The organism is Mycobacterium sp. E2989, from assembly GCF_001667595.1.
Lineage (GTDB): Bacteria > Actinomycetota > Actinomycetes > Mycobacteriales > Mycobacteriaceae > Mycobacterium.
In genome coordinates this window covers 12,170-33,277 of sequence record NZ_LZJX01000043.1, presented here as the reverse complement: position 1 = coordinate 33,277, position 21,108 = coordinate 12,170, and the positions used below count along the sequence as shown (strand labels likewise).

General features: G+C 68.2%; 19 protein-coding genes. 10 read left to right on the top strand and 9 right to left on the bottom strand.

Translation table 11 applies throughout. The features are described from left to right. The first annotated feature begins 6 nt into the window (after nt 1–6). Nucleotides 7–1,275: a cytochrome P450 gene (locus tag A5680_RS08670; RefSeq protein ID WP_067818304.1), complete on the top strand. Its 1,269-nt coding sequence runs from the start codon at nt 7–9 to the stop codon at nt 1,273–1,275. A 6-nt stretch (nt 1,276–1,281) separates the two neighbouring features. On the opposite strand, the gene A5680_RS08665 is transcribed toward A5680_RS08670, so the two are convergent. The 3 genes from A5680_RS08665 to A5680_RS08655 form a co-directional block, all read right to left on the bottom strand. Beyond that, nucleotides 1,282–2,127: an MOSC domain-containing protein gene (locus A5680_RS08665; protein ID WP_067818301.1), complete on the bottom strand. Its 846-nt coding sequence runs from the start codon at nt 2,125–2,127 to the stop codon at nt 1,282–1,284. An 89-nt stretch (nt 2,128–2,216) separates the two neighbouring features. Then, a complete protein-coding gene (locus A5680_RS08660; RefSeq protein WP_156675037.1) occupies nt 2,217–2,498 on the bottom strand; it encodes a DUF732 domain-containing protein in 282 nt (93 codons plus the stop codon). A 389-nt stretch (nt 2,499–2,887) separates the two neighbouring features. Then, nucleotides 2,888–4,216: a PPE domain-containing protein gene (locus A5680_RS08655; protein WP_067818368.1), complete on the bottom strand. Its 1,329-nt coding sequence runs from the start codon at nt 4,214–4,216 to the stop codon at nt 2,888–2,890. A 360-nt stretch (nt 4,217–4,576) separates the two neighbouring features. Here A5680_RS08655 and A5680_RS08650 point away from each other — a divergent pair, with 360 nt between their 5' ends. Next, nucleotides 4,577–5,767 carry a glycosyltransferase gene (locus A5680_RS08650; RefSeq protein WP_067818293.1) on the top strand — a complete coding sequence of 397 codons (1,191 nt, stop codon included), beginning with the start codon at nt 4,577–4,579 and terminating at the stop codon, nt 5,765–5,767. A gap of 9 nt (nt 5,768–5,776) precedes the next feature. Continuing rightward, a complete protein-coding gene (locus A5680_RS08645) occupies nt 5,777–6,820 on the top strand; it encodes a bifunctional 2-polyprenyl-6-hydroxyphenol methylase/3-demethylubiquinol 3-O-methyltransferase UbiG (protein ID WP_067818289.1) in 1,044 nt (347 codons plus the stop codon). Nucleotides 6,821–6,825: 5 nt separating this feature from the next. On the opposite strand, the gene A5680_RS08640 is transcribed toward A5680_RS08645, so the two are convergent. Both A5680_RS08640 and A5680_RS08635 read right to left on the bottom strand, forming a co-directional pair. Next, nucleotides 6,826–8,331 carry an FAD-dependent oxidoreductase gene (locus A5680_RS08640; RefSeq protein WP_197499748.1) on the bottom strand — a complete coding sequence of 502 codons (1,506 nt, stop codon included), beginning with the start codon at nt 8,329–8,331 and terminating at the stop codon, nt 6,826–6,828. A gap of 59 nt (nt 8,332–8,390) precedes the next feature. Continuing rightward, a complete protein-coding gene (locus tag A5680_RS08635; protein ID WP_067818283.1) occupies nt 8,391–9,215 on the bottom strand; it encodes a hypothetical protein in 825 nt (274 codons plus the stop codon). A gap of 133 nt (nt 9,216–9,348) precedes the next feature. On the opposite strand from A5680_RS08635, the gene A5680_RS08630 reads away from it, so the two are divergent. The 3 genes from A5680_RS08630 (at nt 9,349) to katG (ending at nt 13,353) form a co-directional block, all read left to right on the top strand. After that, nucleotides 9,349–10,605, top strand: a complete 1,257-nt coding sequence (locus A5680_RS08630; protein ID WP_067818281.1) for an Ig-like domain-containing protein — start codon at nt 9,349–9,351, stop codon at nt 10,603–10,605. Between the two features lie 84 nt (nt 10,606–10,689). After that, nucleotides 10,690–11,130 (top strand): Fur family transcriptional regulator, encoded by a 441-nt coding sequence (locus A5680_RS08625; RefSeq protein WP_055399182.1) that lies wholly within the window; start codon nt 10,690–10,692, stop codon nt 11,128–11,130. Between the two features lie 96 nt (nt 11,131–11,226). After that, nucleotides 11,227–13,353, top strand: coding sequence for a catalase/peroxidase HPI (gene katG, locus A5680_RS08620; RefSeq protein WP_231977593.1), 2,127 nt, complete (start codon nt 11,227–11,229; stop codon nt 13,351–13,353). A 61-nt stretch (nt 13,354–13,414) separates the two neighbouring features. Here the strand turns inward: katG and A5680_RS08615 are convergent, their stop codons facing one another. The 3 genes from A5680_RS08615 to A5680_RS08605 form a co-directional block, all read right to left on the bottom strand. Beyond that, complete coding sequence (locus tag A5680_RS08615; RefSeq protein ID WP_082970309.1) at nt 13,415–14,152, bottom strand: glycerophosphodiester phosphodiesterase family protein; 738 nt, start codon at nt 14,150–14,152, stop codon at nt 13,415–13,417. Between the two features lie 69 nt (nt 14,153–14,221). Continuing rightward, nucleotides 14,222–14,881: a DUF1906 domain-containing protein gene (locus A5680_RS08610; RefSeq protein WP_369827636.1), complete on the bottom strand. Its 660-nt coding sequence runs from the start codon at nt 14,879–14,881 to the stop codon at nt 14,222–14,224. A 168-nt stretch (nt 14,882–15,049) separates the two neighbouring features. Then, nucleotides 15,050–16,603 carry a GMC family oxidoreductase gene (locus tag A5680_RS08605; protein WP_067818273.1) on the bottom strand — a complete coding sequence of 518 codons (1,554 nt, stop codon included), beginning with the start codon at nt 16,601–16,603 and terminating at the stop codon, nt 15,050–15,052. A 290-nt stretch (nt 16,604–16,893) separates the two neighbouring features. Here A5680_RS08605 and A5680_RS08600 point away from each other — a divergent pair, with 290 nt between their 5' ends. The 4 genes from A5680_RS08600 to A5680_RS08585 are packed head-to-tail and all read left to right on the top strand — an operon-like array spanning nt 16,894 to nt 20,342. Next, the gene (locus tag A5680_RS08600; protein ID WP_067818270.1) at nt 16,894–18,147 is read left to right on the top strand and encodes a glycosyltransferase family 4 protein; all 1,254 of its coding nucleotides are present in this window, start codon (nt 16,894–16,896) and stop codon (nt 18,145–18,147) included. Then, a complete protein-coding gene (locus A5680_RS08595) occupies nt 18,141–18,893 on the top strand; it encodes a class I SAM-dependent methyltransferase (protein WP_067818268.1) in 753 nt (250 codons plus the stop codon). The genes A5680_RS08600 and A5680_RS08595 overlap by 7 nt, the downstream gene beginning before the upstream one ends. After that, on the top strand, nt 18,880–19,956 hold the full coding sequence (locus tag A5680_RS08590) for a prenyltransferase (protein WP_067818266.1): 1,077 nt from the start codon (nt 18,880–18,882) through the stop codon (nt 19,954–19,956). The genes A5680_RS08595 and A5680_RS08590 overlap by 14 nt, the downstream gene beginning before the upstream one ends. Then, nucleotides 19,953–20,342 carry an ester cyclase gene (locus A5680_RS08585; RefSeq protein WP_197499747.1) on the top strand — a complete coding sequence of 130 codons (390 nt, stop codon included), beginning with the start codon at nt 19,953–19,955 and terminating at the stop codon, nt 20,340–20,342. Before A5680_RS08590 ends, A5680_RS08585 begins: the two co-directional genes overlap by 4 nt. Before the next feature lie 34 nt (nt 20,343–20,376). Here A5680_RS08585 and A5680_RS08580 read toward each other — a convergent pair whose 3' ends face one another. Next, nucleotides 20,377–21,042, bottom strand: a complete 666-nt coding sequence (locus A5680_RS08580; RefSeq protein ID WP_067818263.1) for a class I SAM-dependent methyltransferase — start codon at nt 21,040–21,042, stop codon at nt 20,377–20,379. Between the last annotated feature and the right edge of the window lie 66 nt (nt 21,043–21,108).

The window sequence follows — 21,108 nt, the reverse complement described above, 5'->3', positions numbered from 1 at the left end:
GACGACATGAACGCCGCGACCGCCTGGGCCGAAGCGATGAAGTTCGAGAACCGGCCGAACCCCTACCCGTTCTTCGAGGAGCTGCGCAAAACACCGGTGGCCAAGGTCGCCGACAAGACCTACGTCGTCACCGGCTACCCGGAGTTACTCGCGCTGGCCCACGACCCGCGAATCAGCTCCGACATTCGCCGCAGCCCTTCGGATTTCGGTGTCGATAAGCCCGAACCCGAGCCCGGCAGCGGACACCTGCAGGCCTACGGCCGGGAGCCGAGCATCATCGTCTCCGACCCGCCCGATCACGACCGGGCGCGGCGCCAGGTGATGCGCCACTTCGGGCCGCCGCACTCCCCCGACGTGATCCCCGGCATGGAACCGCTTGTCGTCCGGCTGGCCAACGACCTGCTCGACGAGATCAAGGCGCGCGGCACCGGCCGTCTGGACGTGGTGGCGGAGTTCGCCTATCCGATACCCGTCTCCGTCATCTGCAAGATCCTCGGCGTGCCCGTCGAAGACGAATCGAGGTTTCACGCCTGGATCTTCGACTTCATGATGGGCCTGGATCTCGGGCCCGAGGGTGCCACCGAGGAGGGGCGGGCCCTGGCGGAGAAGGGCCGCGCCGGAACCGCCGCCCTGCTGGCCTACCTGGGTGAGCTGGTGCAGACATACGCGGCAACCCCCGGCGAGGGCCTGCTGTCCAGGCTGCTGCACGACGACGGCCCCGACGGCCCGATGTCGGTGCAGGAGGCGACGTCCAACGCCATGCTGCTTCTGGTCGCCGGACACGATTCCACGGTCAACACCATCAGCAATTGCGTGATGACGCTGCTGCGCAACCCCGGCAGCTGGGATTTGGTCAGGCAGCGTCCGGAGCTGATTCCGCGCGTCATCGAAGAGGTGCAGCGGCTGCAGTCGGCGGTTCAGTTCTTCCCCAGCCGCAGCGCCACCGCGGACATCGAGATCGCCGGGACGCTGATCCCCGCGGGCTCGGCCGTGTATCTGATCTACGCCGCCGCCAACCGGGATCCGCGTCGCTTCGACAATCCCGACCGCTTCGACCCGCTGCGCCCGGATAACGAGCATTTCGGTTGGGGCAGCGGCATTCACACCTGCATGGGCGGCCCGCTGGCGCGGCTGGAGGTCAACCTGGCGCTGGAGATCTTCGTCCGCCGCCTCGAATCTCCCAAGCTGGTGGTCGACCCGCCGCCCTACCGGCACAATCAGGTGTTCCGCGGGCCCCGCCAGCTCTGGGTGGACTTCGCGGCGATCACCGAGTGAATCCCCCTACCCGCCGATGGTGACGCGGTCGCCGACGCGGATGATGCCCTCCGCCGCCACCGCGAGATACGCGCCCGCGCACGGCTGGGGGCCGTGACCGCCTGTGTCCCAACGGTTTTCAGCCGCCGGTGTGCGCAGGGCATGCGGGGCGCGTGGCAGCGATCCGTGTTCGAGCGTCGGTACGACGCAGCGGGATGTGGCCGTGAGGACGCGCAGTCGTGCGCCGCCGACGGCGATGTCGCGGCCGACCCAGTCGTTTTCGGCGTACGGCGGGTAGCCGGGCGGCGTCTCGATAACCAAGTTGGGTCGATACCGAAGCGCCTCCACACCGATGTGTTCGACCGTGGCCGTCGTAATCGCATGCAGCGGCGCCTCATCGGTGAACGCGTCACCCGGCGTCGCCTGGGCGATCTGCAGGATGCGGCCACCGACGTCGGCATCCAGGCCCAGCTCCAGCAACTTCTCCGGATCGGGGCGCACCAACGAGGCGCCCTGCGGGCGCTGGGCGATCATTCGGACCGGGCGCCCCAACAGCTGCGAGAGCAGATCGTCGACGCCGGGGTCGTCGGCCGCCACGCTGGATCCGTCGGGCAGTTCGATGCTCACCCGGCCGGCGTCTGCGTTGGCGGTGCACTTCAACAAACCACGCCACAGCCGGGCATTCTTGGCGCTGGCCACATGGCCGGTGTCGGCGTCGAGCAGCGCCAGCCGCCGGTCGCCCTGGGCGCCGTGCTCGTCGACGAACAGGTGCGGCACGGCTTCGCCGAGCATCGATTTCACCGGATAGCGCAGCAGGGTTTGCACCCGCAGCTCAGCAGCGGCCTGACCCGAAAACCCCGTCGGCTCCGTCACTGCCCGTCCCCACTCAACGACCCCGCCCGCACCGTCCGGATCAGACTATGCGGGCAGCACGCCAACCCCACTGGGGGGTCAGAAATCGATCAGCCCGGGCAATAGGTCGACTCCGCCGCGCTCACCCAGCCGGTCATGTCGGCGAAGCTGAAGCCCTTCGCGCTCATGCCGGAATGCAGGTCGGCGGCGATAGCGTCCGGCGTCTTGCCGGCCATCCGGTCCGCGCAGACCGCGTGCCCCAGCGCGATCATGTCGGAGTCACTCGACGAGGGCCAGGAGAATCCGAGGTTGTGCAATTTCGCCAGGTATGCGTCGTCGGTGCTGTCGGCCGACGCAATCGCGGTCGTTGCGGTGAGGGCAGCGCCAACCATGACGGGAATTGTCAGTTTGGCCAGCCAACGCGATGTAAGCATTTTGTGCCCTTCTTTTGTTGTCGGTATCGAGGTGGGGCAAGTATATGAGCGGGCGATGCCGGCCAATATTAAAAGTAAGAAAATTGCTGCGCCCCTTCGGTAACGGCGGGGACAACATTTCTGCGGGCTTGGTGCGAGCCGTGGTTGCACCGGCTCAGTCGCCCCGGATGGCTGTGCTGCGCCCGGAGTTGCGCAGACGGCGATCGACTGCTATCAGGTTTGCCAGCCAGCCGGTGACACGGCGAGGCCACCCGGAAATTCATTGATCCCGGCAGCAATTGCCCGAGCCATCTGGCGGTATTGGGCGCCGGTTATGGAAAATGCGCCCCATGTCGGCGCGCGCGAGGTCAGTGCGGGAGCAGGCGCTGCTTTTGCTCGAGGAACTCGTCCTCGGTGATGATCCCCGCATCGCGCAGGGAAGCGAGCTCGCGCAGCTCGGCGGCGATGCTGGTGATCGGCCCGCCAGCCGGCACCTGAGGTACCGCCGTGCCGTCCTTCGTCGGCTTTTGCGTTGCCCCCCTGACCCTTTCGGCGCGGCCCGCGCCGCCCGTGCCGGCCATGGCGCGCCCGGCCATGCCCGCCGCGGCCATCTCACCGAACAGGCTGCCGGACGTGCCGGACGAGGCCGGCGCGGCGCCCACGCTGGTGGCGGGCAGCGCCAGGGCGGCCGGCCGTATCTCCGGGGCGGCCGCGGTCCAGGCCGGCGGGACCGACAGACCGCCGACGGTGTTCGCCTGGGCCAGACCCGCCGTCGCGGCCGACCCGCCCGCCAGGTTGGTGATCACCGGGAAGGGCGTCGGGGGAACCGGGGCGAAGCCCGGCCAGGACTGCACCCCGGCCCAGCCGCTGACGATGTCATCGGTGTGGAAACCGGTCAAAGCACCGGAAACGTCGTAGGGAAGGGCCACGACGGCGGCGGCGAGGCCCGCCGCCCCGATCTCCGGGTCGACGAACACCGCGCTGAGGTCCGCCGCCAGGCCCAACAGGTCCCGCCCGCCGAAGCCCGGGAGGAGCGGGCCCGCGAGGCTGTTCAGCGCGTCGGGCGTCGCGGCCAGGGCCTGCTGCGTCGAGGTGACCGCGCTCTGCACCTTTCCGGCCGACGTGGCCGCGGCCTGGTTGAGGGCGGCCGCCTGCCGCACCGAGCCGCCCGAATCGGTGCTCTGCTGTGGCGGGGTGAAGGGCGTCAGCCTGGTCGCCGCCGCCGCGGACGCCGCGTAGCCGTACATGGCCCCGGCGTCCTGGGCCCACATCTCGGAGTACTGCGCCTCCGTGGTCGCGATCGCCGGGGTGTTCTGCCCGAAGACGTTCGTCGCGATCAGGGACATCAGCTGGCTGCGGTTGGCCGCGATGACCGGCGGCGGCACCGTTTCCGCGAACGCCGCCTCGTACGCGGCGGCGGCCGCTTTGGCCTGGTTGGCGGTCTCTTCGGCCTGTGCGGCGGCCGTTCGGGTCCAGCTCACATAGGGGGCCGCGGCGGCCGCCATCGCCTCCGCCGACGGACCCATCCAGGGCCCACCGGTCAGGGCCGTGATCTCGGACTGGTAAGACGTCGCCGCGGCATGCAGCGCGACGGCCAGCGCGTCCCAGGCGATGGCCGCGCCGAGCAGCGGTGCCGCCCCCGGCCCGGTGTACATCCGCGCGGAATTGATTTCCGGAGGCAGCGCTGCGAAATCCATGGTCGTCTCCTCCGGACGGTAGGTGGCCACAGTCTTAACGGTTCGTAGCTGGCCGTAGTGGGATTGCCCAACGGACAGCGAACAAATCTAGATCCTTCCCGCAATAAAGATTTCACCATGACTTGAAACCGAGTCCTGCCGCCGGACGGCGCGCGAGGCGACGCAGAGGCGCGAGTGGGGCCGGTGACCAGCGATGCAACGACGGTGAGTGGCGCCGATCACCGATAAGCAACCCCGGGGTTCCCGCGGAGCCCGGCAACGGCGCGGGCGGCCTCGCCCCGCATGCGGTATAAGCGGACCGGGCGATCAACGGCCGGTCTGCTTGGATCGGTATCACCACCGCGAGTTAGGTCTAAGTGCGTGAAATTTGTACTGGCAAGCTACGGAGGACGGGGCGACGTCGAGCCGTGCGCTGCCCTGGGTCGTGAGCTGTCGCGCCGCGGTCACGACGTACACCTGGCTGTCCCCCCGGACAAGGTCGGCTTCGTCGAGTCGGTGGGACTCGCCGCGGTCGCCTACGGGCCTGAAACACAAGGCTCGATGAATGCGGCGAGGGAACTCCTTGGCAGCTTCCACGGCTTTGGTGCAGCGCCTCAAGTCGCTGAGCGTGTCAACCGAATCTGGTCGGAGAAGAGCATGACCCTGACGGCGCTTGCGGAGGGGGCGGACCTGCTCCTGGCGCACATGAACGACCAGGCGCTGGCAGCCAACGTGGCCGAGTATCACGGCATTCCGCTTGCCGCGCTGCACGTCTTCCCGGCGCGGATAATGCCCTCGAGCGAGTTGTATTTGGGGATCACAAGGGATGCAGGAGACGCCCAACGTCGTGCACTGGGATTGTCGCCGGCGGCCGGTCCGCCGACGCGCGCTGAACATGGATTGCTCGAACTTCAGACCTACGACGAACTCTGCTTGCCGGGCGGGGCAGCCGAGTGGGTGGAGCCAGGCGGTTGGCGTCCCTTCGTCGGCTCGTTGACGCTGGAGATGCCGACGGATGCTGACGACGAAGTCCTGTCTTGGATCGGCGACGGCACGCCCCCGATCTACTTCGGTTTCGGCAGCACTCCCATCGAGTCCCCCGCCGAAACAGTCGCCGTCATCAACGCGGCCTGCGCACAGTTGGGTGAGCGGGCGTTGATCTGCGCCGGCGCAAACGACTTCGGCGGCGTTCCACGGCCGGACCATGTCAAGGTGGTGGCGGCGCTGAATTACGCCGCCGTCTTTCCCGCCTGTCGCGCGGTGGTCCACCACGGAGGCTCGGGCACCACGGCTGCGGGCCTGCGCGCCGGTGTTCCGACGCTGATCCTCTGGACGGTCTGGGACCAGCCGATGTGGGCAGAGGCTGTCGAACATCTGAAAGTTGGTGCCGGGCGGGGCTTTTTCGACAGCACCCTAGACTCACTCGTCGCCGACCTGCGCTCGGTCCTTGCTCCGGAATGTGCCGTCCGGGCCCGCGAGGTGGCCGCGCAGCTGACCAAACCCGCCGAAAGCGTCGGCAGGGCCGCCGATCTTCTGGAAGACGCGGTGGTGCAAAGCGGCCGGGTCGGGTAGAAGGTTCTGGTGCAAGATCCGCCGCCCAGCCCTTTCGATCCGTCGATGCTGCATGAAGCGATGGTCAGGCGGTTGTATCGCCGTTCGTCGTCCGAGGGTCACATCCGGGTGCCGGCCGTGCCCAGCATGCTCGACGAGTACGTCCTGTTGTGCGGCAACATCTGCGCCACCCTGGGCGTCTGGCACACGCCGGAACAATCCGCCCAGCTCAGGACCGCGCTGGCGGCGGAGCTGGCGAAGGGTTTCAAGGCCTCTCCCCGTTCGGACATCCTCATCTCGTTCAACTCCTCCTTCGGGACGAGCGTGAACATCCGCGTCAAAGCCGAATGGCGGACGGTCGAGGCCGACTACGACGGATGGGTGGCCGTGCGTCCGCCGCCGCTGTTCGGCACCGAGCCCGACGCGCGGGTGCTGGCGTTGGCCGCCGAGGCGGTCGACCCGACGGCCCACCGCGTGTTGGACGTCGGAGCGGGAACCGGACGCAACGCCCTGGCCCTGGCCCGCCGCGGGCACCCGGTGGACGCGGTCGAGATGGCGGCGAAGCTCGCCGACATCATGCGCTCGGAGGCCCAGAGCGAATCGCTGGGCGTGCGCGTGATCCAAAGCGATGTCTTCACCGCGATGGAAAGCGTCCACGACGAATACCAGCTGATGGTGCTCGCCGAAGTCGTGCCCGACTTTCGGACCACCCACGAGTTGCGGGGCGTGTTCGAACTCGCCGCCGACTGCTTGGCCGCCAGGGGCCGCCTGGTGTTCAACGCCTTCCTGCCCCGGGAAGGCTACGTCCCCGACGCGTCCGCGGTGGAACTCGGCCAGCAGTGCAACACCATGATCTACACGCGCGATCAGCTGGCGAGCGCGGTGTCCGGACTGCCGCTCGAGCTGGTCGCCGACGATTCGGCTTACGAATACGAGAAGGCGCACCTGCCCGAAGGCGCCTGGCCACCCACGGGTTGGTTCGAGGGGTGGGCCAGCGGCCTCGACGTGTTCGACGTTCAACGCGAGCACTCGCCGATCGAGTTGCGCTGGCTCGTCTACCGAAAGGCCGGCTGACCGCCTCAGGCCGTCAGATCGCGGGTGGCCGGCCCCTCCAGCAGGGTGCCGTCCGGCGCGAAACGCGACCCGTGCAGTGGGCACTCCCACGCCTTGTCGGCGTCGTTCCAGTTCACGATCCCGCCGAGATGCGGGCACACCGGCGAGACGCGGTGCTCGGTGCCGTCGACACGGCAGCGCGCCTCCAGCCGCCACGGCGGCCCGCTCACCACGCCGCCCTCGTCGGGGCCGGGGCTCCGCTTGCCGGTGCGCAGCAGCGGGGTGATCCATCCCTTGGCCAGATCGAAGCCCACTTCGAGGTTGGCTTGCATGGCCGTCGGCAGCCCCGTCAACTCGTGGGGGCTCCAGCTGGCGAACGCTCTGGCCCAGTCCATCCGGCCACCCAGGATGCGGCTCGACAGCGCCAACGCGGCGGCCGCGCCGTTGGTCATCCCCCACTTGTTGAATCCCGTTGCAACGAAGATGGTTTCGCTGTTCGGCAGGATGGGCCCGACGTAGGGCAGCTGATCGATCGGCGTGTAGTCCTGTGCGGACCAAAAATGCGTCTGCTTGGCACCCGGGTAGTGCTTGCGGGTCCACGACGCCAGTTCCTCGAGCGCCTTGGTCGGGCTCTTCTTGCGGCCGACGGTGTGGCCGGCCCCGCCGACGATCAGCAGCTCCCCGTCCGGGACGGGGGCGTAGCGCACCGAGCGGGTCGGCGAGTCGCTGGAGATCATCATCGGCCTGGTGATGTCGCCGGGAACCTTGAAGGCCATGCAGTAGGACCGGCTCGGCTTCACGCGTGCGAAATATCCGCCGCGATCCAGGATCGGAATACCGGTGGCCAGCACCAGTTGCCCGGCTTGCAGCTCGACGTCTTGCTGCGCCGCGTCGTTGACGTGCACGCGCACCCGTCCGCCCCGGCTGGACACCCGCCGGACCCGCGTGTGCTCGACCAGTCGGCCGCCCCGGTCGAGCAGTTCCTTGGCCAGCGCGTCCAGGAACGGCATCGGATCGAACTGCGCCTGGTCGCCGAGCCGGACCCCGCCGTGGTACGGGAACGGCACGGCGGCCTCGTCGTCCCAGACGGCGGGCAGCCCGACCGCTTGGCACGCCTTGAGTTCCAGGCGCGCGGACGGCACTCCCTTGGCGGATTGGGCATAGGTGTAGGCGTCCTCGCGCTGCACCGGTATGTCATGGGACTCGCAGTAATCGATCACCCAGTCCTGGCCCTCGCGGTTCCCGTCCACATAGGCGCGCGCCAATTCCCGGCCATGCCTGGGCAGGATCTTCGACAGGTGGGTGCTTTGCAGCAGGCTGATCTTCGCGGTGGTGTTGCCGGTGGCGCAGGCCCCGACGGTGCGCGCCTCGAGCACCAACACATCCTTGCCCGCGCGGGCCAACAGGACCGCCGTCATCAGCCCGGTGATGCCGGCGCCGACGACGATCACGTCCGCGGAATGGGAGCCCTCGTCAAGCTGGCTTGCGGCCCAAGGCTGTTCGGCCCGATTGGCCAACCATAAAGACGTCACGCGTGGGCTAATACCCCTCCCGAACCCGGGGAAACACCGCGGCGCCGCGGTGGCCGCCGTCACGCCCGCTTCAACTGCGCTTTCGCCTCCGCAACCAAATCCGCGGCGGCGCGGCTGGCTTGCTGGGCCTTAACGTACTTCGCCTCGGCGCGGTCGGCGTCGCGTTCGGCCGTGCGCAGGGCCGCGAGCGCGTCTTCACGGCGCTTGCGGGCGGTGTCGCGCTCGGCCAGGCGCTCCGACAGCTCGGCGTCGGCGTCGGCCTTCTTGCGCTCGGCGGCGGCCACGGCGGCGGTCAGCTTTTCGAGCCGCCGCCGCGCGGCCGCGTCGCGCGCGGACGGCTTGGCGGGTTGCACCCCCGATTTCGACGCGGGCGCCGTCGCCTTCGCGGTCCGGGCGCTGCCCGCCGACACCGGGGTCGCGCCCCCGAAATCGCCGAAACCCGACCACTGCTCGGGCCGGGCCAGCCGGCCGAGTCGCCGCCGGACATCAGGGTCGGCGATCGCCGCTTGCAGCGTGCTGGTGACGTCGTCGCGCACCGCCGCGGACGGCCGGCTGATGTCGGCCGCCTCGAGCGCTGCCCGCGTGAGCTCCCCGATGAGCCGATGCTGCTCGGCGGACAAGTCCCGAATGCGCGCGCCGTCCATCGCGGCGTGTGCGGCGCGCAGTTCGTCGCCCAGGTCCGCGAGCCGTTGTCGGGTGTCCCCGCGCGCGAGGGCGAGCCGGTTGACGACCCATGCCGCGGTGGTCGGCTTGTTGGCCGCGGAGATCCGCTTGGCGGCGGCGTCGTCCCCGCGGCGCCTGGCCGCGGCGGCCAATCGGGTGCGCTCCCCGGTGAAATCCTTCGGCGCCGCCCAATACAGACTGTCGAGTTCGTCGTCGGCCATGAGGCCATGATCCCCGCGCCGTGGCCCGTCGGTTTAGAAACCGCACGTCCGTGGCACCTGATGGACAACATCGTCCCGCCGGCGGCGAGCGCGCCCCCCGGCAGCTAACAGAACGCAAGGATCCGTCAGCTCAATGATGCCCACGACCAGCGATCGGCCCGTCCGCCGGATCTTCCGGGACCGCAGCGCCCGCCGGATACTGCTCGCCGTGCTGGCGGTCGTCGTCGTCGCGGCATCGCTTGCCGGCTGCGGTCACCGCAGTGCCTCGTCAAACACCCCGGGGCCCGCGCACGTCACCATCACGCCCGGCCCCGACGCGCGTGACATCGATCCGGTAGCCCACGTCATGGTGAAGGCCGACACGGGGACGTTGACCGAGGTCCGCATGGTCAACGAGAGCGGCAAGCCCGTGCAGGGCGTCATGACCCCGGACAACACTGTATGGAAGCCCACGGTCCCCCTGGGCTACGGCCGCACGTATACCCTGACGGTCACCAGCCGCGGCCCCAACGGTGTTGCGGCGACACAAGTTTCGTCGTTCTCCACGCTGAAGCCGTCCAACCAGACCAAGGTTTCGTTCACCACCACGGCGGAGGCCGCCCTCAAAGACGGCGGCACCTACGGCGTCGGCACGGTGGTCGTGGCCCACTTCGACGAGCAGATCGCCGACCGGGCCGAGGCCGAGCGGCACCTGGCGGTGACCACCGACCCCAAGGTGCAGGGGTCGTGGTACTGGGTGGACGGCCAAACCGCCCACTGGCGGCCGGAGCACTACTACGCGCCGGGCACCACCGTCACCGCCGAAGCAAAGATCTACGGAATCGCGTTGGGCGACGGCCTATTCGGCCAAGACGACGCCAAGGTGTCGTTCCGGATCGGCGACGCGCACGTCTCGATCGCGGACGACGCGACCCATCAAGTGAGCGTCTTCAACAACGGCGCCCTGGTCCGCACGATGCCGACCTCGATGGGGATGGGCGGCACCGAGAACGTCGGCGGCAAGAGCATCTCGCTGTGGACGCCACCGGGCGTCTACACCGTCCTGGATAAGGGCAACCCGGTGGTGATGGATTCTTCGACGTTCGGGTTGCCCAAGAATTCGCGCCTCGGGTATCGCGAGACGATCAACTGGGCCACCAAGATCAGCACCGACGGCATCTACCTGCACGAGCTGGACGCCACGGTATGGGCCCAGGGGCATCAGGACACGTCGCACGGCTGCCTGAACCTCAACGCCGACAACGCGAAATGGTTCTACGACTTCTCGGTGCCCGGCGACGTGGTCGAGGTTCGCAACAGCGGCGGCCCGCCGCTGACGCTGGCGCAGAACGGTGACTGGACGCTCAGCTTGGACGACTGGCGCAAGGGCAGCGCCCTGAAGCCGACGTGACGCAGCTCATTCGTCGCCGGAAGTTGTGCCCCACTTCACAGTAAAGTCTTGACTCGTTCCAGATAAGTGCGTCATATTGGTGCGGTGTCATCGACGGCCGATTACGCGGAACGATTGCGGATGGCCGATCTCCGGGTGACCCGTCCCAGGGTCGCGGTGCTGGAGGCGGTGGACGCCCACCCCCATTCCGACACGGAAACCATCTTCTCGGCGGTGCGAGTCGGCCTGCCGGATGTCTCCCGCCAGGCCGTATACGACGTCCTCAACGCGCTGAGCACGGTCGGATTGATCCGCCGCATCCAGCCTTCGGGTTCGGTCGCCCGCTACGAGTCACGCGTCGGCGACAACCACCACCACGTCGTCTGCCGATCCTGCGGAGTGATCGCCGACATCGACTGCGCGGTCGGCGAGGCGCCCTGCCTCACCCCGGCGGACGTAGACAACGTCCTCGACGGCTTCGTCCTGGACGAGGCCGAGGTCATCTACTGGGGCGTGTGCCCCGATTGTTCGACTGCTGGTTCCTAGATCGCAGCCCCATTTATCCACCACCCCGAAAGGAACGCTGTGAGCGAAAGCGAAAACCCCACAATCTCGGCGCCGACACCGAAATCGAATGCGCCCCTGACGAACCGGGACTGGTGGCCCGACCAGGTCGACCCCTCGATGCTGCAGCCGCACAATCCGAAATCGACCCCGTACGGCGCAGACTGGAACTACGCCGAGGAGTTCGCCAAGCTCGACGTCGAGGCGCTCAAGCGAGACGTCATCGACGTGATGACCACCTCGCAGGACTGGTGGCCCGCCGACTACGGCCACTACGGCGGCCTGTTCATCCGGATGAGCTGGCACGCGGCCGGCACCTACCGCATCTTCGACGGCCGGGGTGGCGGTGGCCAGGGCATGCAGCGGTTCGCCCCGCTGAACAGCTGGCCGGACAACGTGAGCCTGGACAAGGCGCGCCGGCTGCTGTGGCCGGTCAAGAAGAAGTACGGCAACAAGATCTCCTGGGCCGACCTGATCATCTTCGCCGGTAACTGCGCGCTGGAGTCCATGGGATTCAAGACGTTTGGCTTCGCCTTCGGCCGCGAGGACGTCTGGGAGCCCGAGGAGATCCTGTGGGGCGAGGAGGACACCTGGCTGGGCACCGACAAGCGCTACTCCGGCGAGCGTGACCTCGCCCAGCCCTACGGGGCGACCACCATGGGGCTGATCTACGTGAACCCCGAGGGCCCCGAGGGCAAGCCGGACCCGATCGCCGCGGCGATCGACATCCGGGAGACGTTCGGCCGCATGGCGATGAACGACGAGGAGACCGCCGCGCTGATTGTCGGTGGGCACAGCTTCGGCAAGACCCACGGCGCCGGCAGCGGTGACCTGGTCGGCCCCGAGCCGGAGGCCGCCCCGATCGAACAGCAGGGGCTGGGCTGGAAGAGCTCGTACGGCACCGGGGTCGGCAAGGACGCGATCACCAGCGGCCTGGAGGTGGTCTGGACGCCCACCCCGACGAAGTGGGACAACACCTTCCTCGAGACGCTGTACGGCTACGAGTGGGAGCTCCAGAAGAGCCCCGGCGATGCGTGGCAGTTCGTCGCCAAGGACGGCGCGGGCGCGGGCACCATTCCCGACCCGTTCGGCGGGCCCGGCCGCGCCCCGACGATGCTGGTCACCGACATCTCGATGCGCGAGTCGCCGATCTATCGCGACATCACGCGGCGCTGGCTGGACCACCCCGAGGAGCTGACCGAGGCGTTCGCCAAGGCCTGGTACAAGCTCCTGCATCGCGACATGGGCCCGATCAGCCGCTACCTCGGACCCTGGGTTGCCGAGCCGCAGCTGTGGCAGGACCCGGTGCCGGCGGTCGACCACGAACTGGTCGACGAGCAGGACATCGCGGCGCTGAAGGGCAAGGTGCTCGAGTCGGGGCTGTCGGTTCCGCAACTGGTGAAGACGGCCTGGTCGGCGGCGGGCAGCTACCGCAACACCGACAAGCGCGGTGGCGCCAACGGGGCGCGGCTGCGTCTGGAGCCGCAGCGCAACTGGGAGTGCAACGAGCCCTCGGAGCTGGACAAGGTGCTGCCGGTGCTGGAGAAGATCCAGCAGGACTTCAACGGCTCGGCATCCGGCGGCAAGAAGATCTCGCTGGCCGACCTGATCGTGCTGGCGGGGTCCGCGGCGGTCGAGAAGGCGGCCAAGGACGCCGGCTACGAGATCTCTGTGCACTTCGCGCCCGGGCGCACCGACGCCTCGCAGGAGAACACCGACGTGGAGTCGTTCGCGGTGCTCGAACCGCGGGCCGACGGCTTCCGCAACTACATCCGGCCGGGCGAGAAGGCGCCGCTGGAACACCTGCTGATGGAGCGGGCGTACCTGCTGGGCGTGACCGCCCCGGAGACGACGGTGTTGATCGGCGGGCTGCGCGCCCTGAACGCCAACCACGGCGGCGCCAAGCACGGCGTGTTCACCGACCGGCCGGGCGCGTTGACCAACGACTTCTTCGTCAACCTGCTCGACATGGGCACGGAGTGGAAGCCGTCGGAAACCGCCGAGAACGTCTACGAGGGCCGCGACCGTGCCTCGGGCGCGATCAAGTGGACCGCGACCGCGAATGACCTTGTGTTCGGCTCGAATTCGGTGCTACGCGGGCTGGCCGAGGTCTACGCCCAGGACGACAACAAGGGCAAGTTCGTGGAGGACTTCGTCGCGGCCTGGGTCAAGGTCATGAACAGTGATCGGTTCGACCTGAAGTAAGACCACGCGGTAGCGCAATCCGGCATCTCCGCGGGCCTTCGGCTCGCGGAGGTGCCGCGCGCTAACGCGGCCGCCATTCGTTTCGCGCGATGAGGACGTCACGCAGGACGTCCGCGCGATCCGTGATGATGCCGTCGACACCGATATCGCAAAGTGCGTGCATGGTGTTCGGGTCGTCCACGGTCCACGCGTGCACCTGAAGTCCCGCCGCATGCAGGGCCCTGACCAGTCCGGGCGTGATGATCGGTACGCGGCCCAGCCGGGGCGGCAGCTGCAGGCAGTCGCTGTCGCGCAGCATCTGCCAGGCATACGCGCGGGCTACCGGCGTCCTCGCCGCCAGCAGTGCCAGGAACGCGCTCGTGCCGGCCGAACTGGCGACCCGTTTCGACAGCAGACTCAGCGCGCGCCGTCGCCGACGATCGGAAAACGACGTGATCAGCACCCGGTCATGCGCGTTCATCCGTTCGACGATCTCGACGGTGGGCACGATGGCCGACGCCGCTTTGATATCGATGTTGACGCGCATGTCCGGCAGCGCGGAAAGCAGTTCTTCGAGGGTGGGGATCGCCTCCCCCGCACCGAGATTCAACCGGCGGACGTCGCGCCAGTAACACTGGTCGATGGCGCCCGATTCGCCCGATTCCGATCGGAACACGCGGTCGTGCAGGATCACCGCGACGCCGTCGCGGGTCGCCCGGACGTCGGTCTCAATGTATCGAAGCCCGAGCTTCGCCGCCTCGTGAAACGCCCCCATGCTGTTCATCGGCAATCGGAAGGCGGTGAAACCCCTGTGCGCCATGGCGATTCGTCCGGCGTCGCGCAGGTACTGCAGTGTCGGTTCGCGCGGTCGCCTGGCTGCACGCACGGCTCACCGAGCCAGATCCCACTGACCGAAGTCGGGCGCCAAAACGTCGTCGATGTCCACGTTGATCCCGCCGAGGACCGGGCTGGGGTTGGCCGGGCTGTTGACGACGGACTGGTAGAGCACCGCCGCGGGCTCTCGGTCACCATGCGACCACGATCTGGTCTGCCACGCCCACCGGTGCCCGGGGGTTGTCGAGCTGCCGATGACGCCGTCGCGGATCGCCCAGCCGCACGCGGCGGCGTGCCCGTAGATGCCGGTGCGGCCGACGCCCAGCACCGAATTGATGCCCCGGAACCATTGGACCGCAACGCTATTCCAGGTGTTGGCGTCGATGTCGTCGTCGATGCTGAAGAAGATCGGGGCCGAGGACGGGCCACCGGCCGCGCCGTGCAGCCGCAGGGCGCTCTGCGCATCCGCCACGCCACCGTCATAACCGCGTGTGCAGTCCGAGGGATCGGGCCAGCCGGGCTTGCCGTACTGAAAGTTGCTGACGATTTGCAGGCCCGCCGCGCGCAGCGCGTCCGCGTATTCGCGGGTGATTGGCTTCGCCTCGAAATTCGCGCCCGGCCGCGACAACGACACGTAGTTCACCACACCGCCATAGCCCGCCGATTTGATCTCGTCCGGCGCGATGCGGCGCTCGGCGAAATCGATGAGCCGCATGTCCGCGGCGGACGCCTTGGGCCCCGCCGGGCCAGCGGCCAGCGTTGCGAAGCCGAGGAACGCCGGCGCAGCGGCGAGCCGAAGGACGTCGCGTCGCGACACCGATCGCCGCCCGCCGCATTCGCCTGATGCAGCCGAACCCTGCACCGCGCGATGGTAACAAACAGCTCAGAACCGATGCTCGGCCTTGATGAACTGGGCGGCGCGTTCTCCGATCACCACACACGGGGCCATGGTGTTGCCACTCGTGATCCGCGGCATGACCGATGCGTCGGCGACGCGCAGGTTTCGGGTGCCGTATACCTTTAGGCGTCCGTCGACCACCGACATGGGGTCGCGCCCCATCTTCGCCGTCCCAGACTCGTGCCAATACGTGGTTACGGCATAGCGCAGATATTCGTCGAGCTCGGTGCCCGAGAGGTCGCCCGGCATGACTTCGCGCGCGACGAAGGGCCGCAGTTCGGGCGAATTGCCGATCTCGCGCAGCGTTTCGACGCAGGCGATCGCGGTTTTGAGGTCGTCGCCGTTCGAGAGCGCGTTCGCTTCAATGCGGATCGGGTCGGCCGCGTTCGGGCCCGACAACCGCAGCCGGCCGCGGCTTGTGGGGTGCGTCGGGGAACCGAAGAGGATCCAACTGTTAGCCGGCAGGCCGTATCTCGCGGCGTTCTCCGGCGTCGCCTTCGGGAAGGACCCCAAGCAGGCGAAGAGGTCGGGGCTCTGGCCGTTGGCCGCCCCCGAGTCCCAGAACATGGTCGCCCCGACCTGGGTGCTGACCTGCTCCCGGTCCGGAAACTCCCACACGCAGTCGAACCCGAAATGATCCTGGAAATTGCGGCCGACCCCGGGCAAGTGCCGGCGTACCGTGATTCCGACACGCCGCAACTCCTCCCCGTCGCCTATGCCCGACTGCATCAGCACCTTGGGGGTGTGGATCGCCCCGAGTGACAACACCACCTCCGCCTCGGCGGCGACGTGACGAATTGCGCCCGCATAGCCGACTTCGACGCCGGCCGCCCGGTCACCCTGCAGGATCACGCGGGTGACCAGGGCGTGCGGCACCACCGTTAAGTTCGGCTGCCCCATCCGCGGGCCGGCGTAGGTGCGGAACACGGACTCGCGCTTGCCGTTGCGGCTGCGCAGGTCGGCGATGGCGGCGCCGCGTGCGTTTTCCATCATGCGGCCGTTCGGACTCTGGTAGGTGGGGATGCCATAAGAGCGCGCCGCGTCGAGTACCGCGGGTGCGAGCGGATGCATCTCGGAAGCCGGCTCGACGAACACCGGCCCGCCCCTGCCCCGATGATCCGGCTCGCCGGTGCCCTGCCAGTCCTCGAGTTGCCGGTACAGCTGCAACACCTGCTCGTATGCCCAGGCCGGCTCGCCGGACTCGGCGGCGAAGTGGTCCCAGTCCCCGCGGTGGCCGCGCGACCAAACCATCAAATTGATGCTCGACCCGCCGCCGAGCACCTTGCCCATCGAAAACGGGATGGAGCGCCCGTGCAGCCGAGGGTCGGGTTCGGCCGCGAAACCCCAGTCGCGGTCACTCCCCAGATTGGACGGCCACTCGCTCGCCTCGGTCACGGCGGGCAGGTCGTCGGAGCCGCCCGCTTCCAGCAGCAGCACATTGACATCGGGGTTTTCCGCCAGCCGGGCGGCGATCACCGATCCCGAGGACCCGGCACCACACACGATGACGTCGTAACGCGATTTCAATACAGCAGCCACGGCTGCCCTCACCTCCAGCTGAGTATGGTTTTGTGTACCCAGTACTACGCGAGGGCGGGCCGAACGGTTCAACTCGCACTCTGGACCGAATGGCATGATCCTTAAGTGCCGGATTTCCGTCAGAACGTTTACCCGGTGTCCGGTGATGTTCGAGCTCGTTGCGCTCGATTAGGTAATCGAACTATAGTCTGGACACATGTCCAGTTTGCTGTCACGGAGCTCGGGAGTCCGTTGACCGCGATGGGTTCGGCGCTGTTCCGCGGTCATTCACCAGCAAAGAAGAGTTGAGTATGCGAATTGCCCTGCTGTCCTACCGTAGTAAGACCCATTGCGGCGGACAGGGCGTCTACGTGCGCCATCTCAGCCATGGATTGGTCGAACTCGGTCACGACGTCGAGGTGTTCTCCGGCCAGCCCTACCCCGACCTGCTCGATCCGCGGGTGCGGCTGACGAAGGTGCCGAGCCTGGATCTCTACCGCGAGCCCGACCCCTTCCGCGTGCCGCGGCCCAGCGAGATCCGCGACTCGATCGACCTGTTGGAACTGCTCACCACGTGGACCGCGGGGTTCCCCGAACCGCGGACGTTCACCATGCGCGCGGCCCGGGCGCTGGCCGGCCGGACGGCCGATTTCGACGTCGTCCATGACAATCAGAGCCTGGGCACCGGACTGCTCACCATCGCCGAAGCGGGACTGCCGGTGGTGGCCACGGTGCACCATCCCATCACCCGCGACCGAGTGCTCGACCTGGCCGCCGCGCGGTGGTGGCGAAAGCCGTTGGTGCAGCGCTGGTATGGATTCCTGGCGATGCAGCAGCAGGTGGCGCGCCAGATCCCGGACCTGCTGACGGTTTCGTCGTCGTCGGCCGCGGACATCGTCAGCGACTTCGGCGTTGCGCGGGAGCAACTACACGTGGTGCCGCTGGGCGTGAACACCGAACTGTTCAAGCCCGGCTCGCTGGCTCGGCAGCCCGGGCGGATCATCGCGATCGCCAGCGCCGATACGCCGCTCAAGGGCGTGCGCACGCTGTTGCAGGCGATTGCCCGGCTGCGCACCAGCAGGGATCTCGAGCTGCGCCTCGTCGCCAAGGTGGAACCCAACGGCCCCACCCACAAGCTCATCGCCGAGCTCGGCATCTCCGACATCGTGCACATCACGAGTGGGCTCTCCGACGCCGAGCTCGCCGCGCTGTTCGCGTCGGCCGAAGTCGCGTGCATTCCGTCGCTCTACGAAGGGTTTTCGTTGCCCGCGGTGGAGGCCATGGCCAGCGGCACGCCGATCGTGGCGAGCCGGGTGGGCGCGCTGCCGGAAGTCCTCGGCACCGACGGCGCGTGCGCCGAGCTGGTGCCGCCCGCCGACGTCGATGCGCTGACCCGCGCGCTCGGCGACCTGCTGGATTCGCCGGAGAAGCGGCGGAGCCTGGGCAAGGCGGGACGAACCCGCGCGGTCAACGTGTTCAGCTGGGAAGCCGTGGCGGCGCAGACCGTCCGGGTGTACGAGCGGGCGATCGCACGCAACGCCGCCAAAGGTGCCGCCCAATGCTGACCGTGGATTTCGACCGGCTGGGGATCGGGCCGGCCACCAAGGTCATCGACGTGGGGTGCGGGGCGGGCCGGCATGCGTTCGAGGCGTACCGACGCGGCGCCGACGTGGTGGCATTCGACCAGGATGCGGCCGAATTGCGTTCGGTGGATGCCATTCTGCGCGCGATGGCGGAGACCGGCGAAGCCCCGGCCGGGGCGTCGGCGAAGGTGGTGCTCGGTGACGCGCTGAAGTTGCCGTACGCCGACGAGACGTTCGACTGCGTGATCGCGTCGGAAATCCTGGAGCACATACCGCACGACGACGCCGCCATCGCCGAACTGATCAGGGTGCTCAAGGTCGGCGGCACCCTGGCGGTCAGCGTGCCGCGGTGGCTTCCGGAGCGATTGTGCTGGCTGCTGTCCGACGAATACCACAGCAACGAGGGCGGCCACGTGCGCATCTACCGGGCCAGCGATTTGCGCGCCAAAATCGTTGGCGGCGGCATGGAAATAACGTATGCCCACCACGCGCACGCCTTGCACTCGCCGTTCTGGTGGCTGAAATGCGCTGTGGGGGTGTCGAACACCGATCACCGCGCGGTGTCGGCGTACCACAAACTCTTGGTATGGGACCTGATGCAGCGGCCGAAAATCACCCAGCTGGCCGAGTCGCTGCTCAATCCGTTGGTCGGCAAGAGCGTCGCGATGTACTTCGTCAAGCAAACCGAAAGCCAAGCGACTGTGGGATATTCAGTTGCGTCGGGTTAACCCTCCAGCGGTAGCGGGTGTCCTCACCCCCGAGCAATGCCGTCAGACCGCACAATCGATCGCAGCCACCCAGGAACCCTCGGGGGCCATCCCGTGGTCCGAGGATGGCCACACCGATCCGTGGGATCACGTCGAGTGCGCGATGGCGCTGACCGCCGCCGGGCTGCTGGAACCGGCGCGCGCCGCGTTCGACTGGAGCCGCCGCACCCAGCGCCCCGACGGATCCTGGCCCATCCAGCTCCGCGCCGGCGTCATCGAGGACGCCAACAGCGACAGCAACTTCTGCGCCTACATCGCCACCGGCGTCTGGCACCACGTCCTCGTCACCGGCGACCGGTTCTTCGCCGCAATGATGTGGCCGGTGGTGCGCAAGGCGATCGACTTCGTCATCGACTTGCAGGTTGGCTATGGCGAGATCGGTTGGGCGCGAAGCGAAGCCGGCCCGCTGACGGAAGCGCTGCTGACGGGTTGCGCGAGCGTGTATCACAGCATCCGGTGCGCCCTGGCGTTGGCCGGGCTGGTGGACGACCCCCAGCCCGAGTGGGAGCTCGCGCTCGGGCGGCTCGGGCACGCGATAGCCGCGCACCCGGAGGCGTTCACCGAGAAGGACCGCTACTCGATGGACTGGTACTACCCGATCCTCGGTAGCGCCCTGCGCGGGCCGGAGGCGGCCGCGCGAATCACCCAGCGCTGGGACGATTTCGTGGTCGGCGGGTTGGGCATTCGTTGCGTCGCCGACCGCCCCTGGGTGACCGGCGCCGAGACATGCGAGTTGGTGATGGCGCTGGAGGCCATCGGCCAACGGCCGGCCGCCCACCGGCAGTTCGGCGCGATGCAGCATCTCCGTGAGGAGGACGGCTCCTACTGGACGGGATTGGTGTTCGCGGACGGGAAGCGGTGGCCCGAGGAGCGCACGACGTGGACCGGGGCGGCGATGATTTTGGCCGCCGACGCACTGTCGAACACCACCGCGGGCGCCGGGATCTTTCGCGGCCACGGGTTGCCGCTGGGCCTGCAGACCGACTTCGACTGCGAATGCGTCGCCGCCGGGCCCGGCCGGTGAGTACCGACGCGCTGCGCACGCTTTATCTGTCGTATCTCGATGCGTGTAACTCGCACGACTTCGAACGAATGACGACCTTCTATGCACCGACCATCAAGGTCAACGACGCCCCCATGGAGCCGACTGCCGTCGCGGCGCAGTTCGCGCCGCTCGTGTCGGCCTTTCCCGATTGGCATTGGGAATTACGGCATCTGGCCATCGACGGGAACCTGATCGCGCTGCACTTCTCGGTCACCGGTACCCACCGGGACACCTTTCAGGGCATCCCGGCCACGGGTCGGCGGGTGGCCATCTCCGAGTTCACCATCTATCGGGTGGAAGACGGCAAGTTCGCCGAGGTGTGGGATCTCGCCGACATGGGCGCGGTGCTGAGTCAGATCGGTTGAGGCGAAAACGCGGTGAAACCGCGCGGGATGATCTCTATGGGATGCGTTCCCCCGGCGCACCGCTGACCCGTTCGAGCACGCGGAGCGAGCCGGTGGCCGACACCTCCCGGAACTGGCCGGAATCGATTGCGCGACAGTAGATGTAGTACGGCGGCCGGCCGCCGTCCTTTGGGTCGGGGAAAACATCGTGGATGGCCAGCCCGCCGCCGACCGTCACCCACTTGGCCCATCCGTCGAAGTCCTGGTTGGCGGCGGCCTCGCTGTGGCCGCCGTCGATGAACAGAAACCTCAGCGGCGACCGCCACCCGGAGGCCACGACCGGGGACTTGCCCACGACCGCGACGACGTGGTCGTCGAGCCCCGCGGCGTCGAGGGTGTGGCGAAACGCCGGCAGCGTGTCGAACAGGCCCGTGACCTCGTCGACCAGCGAGGCGTCGTGGTACTCCCAGCCGGCCTGATGTTCCTCGGAGCCGTGGTGGTGGTCGATCGTGTACAGCACGCCGGCGGTCTGTTGGGCCGCCGCGCCGAGCAACAGGGTCGATTTGCCGCAATAGGTGCCGATCTCGACACCGACGCCGCCGTCGAGATACCGCAGCGCGGCGTCGTACAGCGCGCGCCCCTCGTCGGCGGGCAGGAAACCCCGCACCTGCTCGGCCAGCGCGAACAAGCGCTCGGGCGCACTGGCATCGGCGTGACTCATCAGCCGAACCTATCGCCTGCCCCGCCGCAGCCGGCACGGTGGTCGACCGAACATCGAGGGGTCTCC

What these genes read in the sequence shown, in the direction of transcription:
- A5680_RS08635 (WP_067818283.1), bottom strand. Translation starts at nt 9,215, where the DNA reads ATGGCCGACGACGAACTCGACAGTCTGTATTGGGCGGCGCCGAAGGAT.
- A5680_RS08595 (WP_067818268.1), top strand. Translation starts at nt 18,141, where the DNA reads ATGCTGACCGTGGATTTCGACCGGCTGGGGATCGGGCCGGCCACCAAG.
- A5680_RS08610 (WP_369827636.1), bottom strand. Translation starts at nt 14,881, where the DNA reads ATGCGGCTCATCGATTTCGCCGAGCGCCGCATCGCGCCGGACGAGATC.
- A5680_RS08630 (WP_067818281.1), top strand. Translation starts at nt 9,349, where the DNA reads ATGATGCCCACGACCAGCGATCGGCCCGTCCGCCGGATCTTCCGGGAC.
- A5680_RS08660 (WP_156675037.1), bottom strand. Translation starts at nt 2,498, where the DNA reads ATGGTTGGCGCTGCCCTCACCGCAACGACCGCGATTGCGTCGGCCGAC.
- A5680_RS08600 (WP_067818270.1), top strand. Translation starts at nt 16,894, where the DNA reads ATGCGAATTGCCCTGCTGTCCTACCGTAGTAAGACCCATTGCGGCGGA.
- A5680_RS08580 (WP_067818263.1), bottom strand. Translation starts at nt 21,042, where the DNA reads ATGAGTCACGCCGATGCCAGTGCGCCCGAGCGCTTGTTCGCGCTGGCC.
- A5680_RS08655 (WP_067818368.1), bottom strand. Translation starts at nt 4,216, where the DNA reads ATGGATTTCGCAGCGCTGCCTCCGGAAATCAATTCCGCGCGGATGTAC.
- A5680_RS08615 (WP_082970309.1), bottom strand. Translation starts at nt 14,152, where the DNA reads ATGGCGCACAGGGGTTTCACCGCCTTCCGATTGCCGATGAACAGCATG.
- A5680_RS08670 (WP_067818304.1), top strand. Translation starts at nt 7, where the DNA reads ATGAACGCCGCGACCGCCTGGGCCGAAGCGATGAAGTTCGAGAACCGG.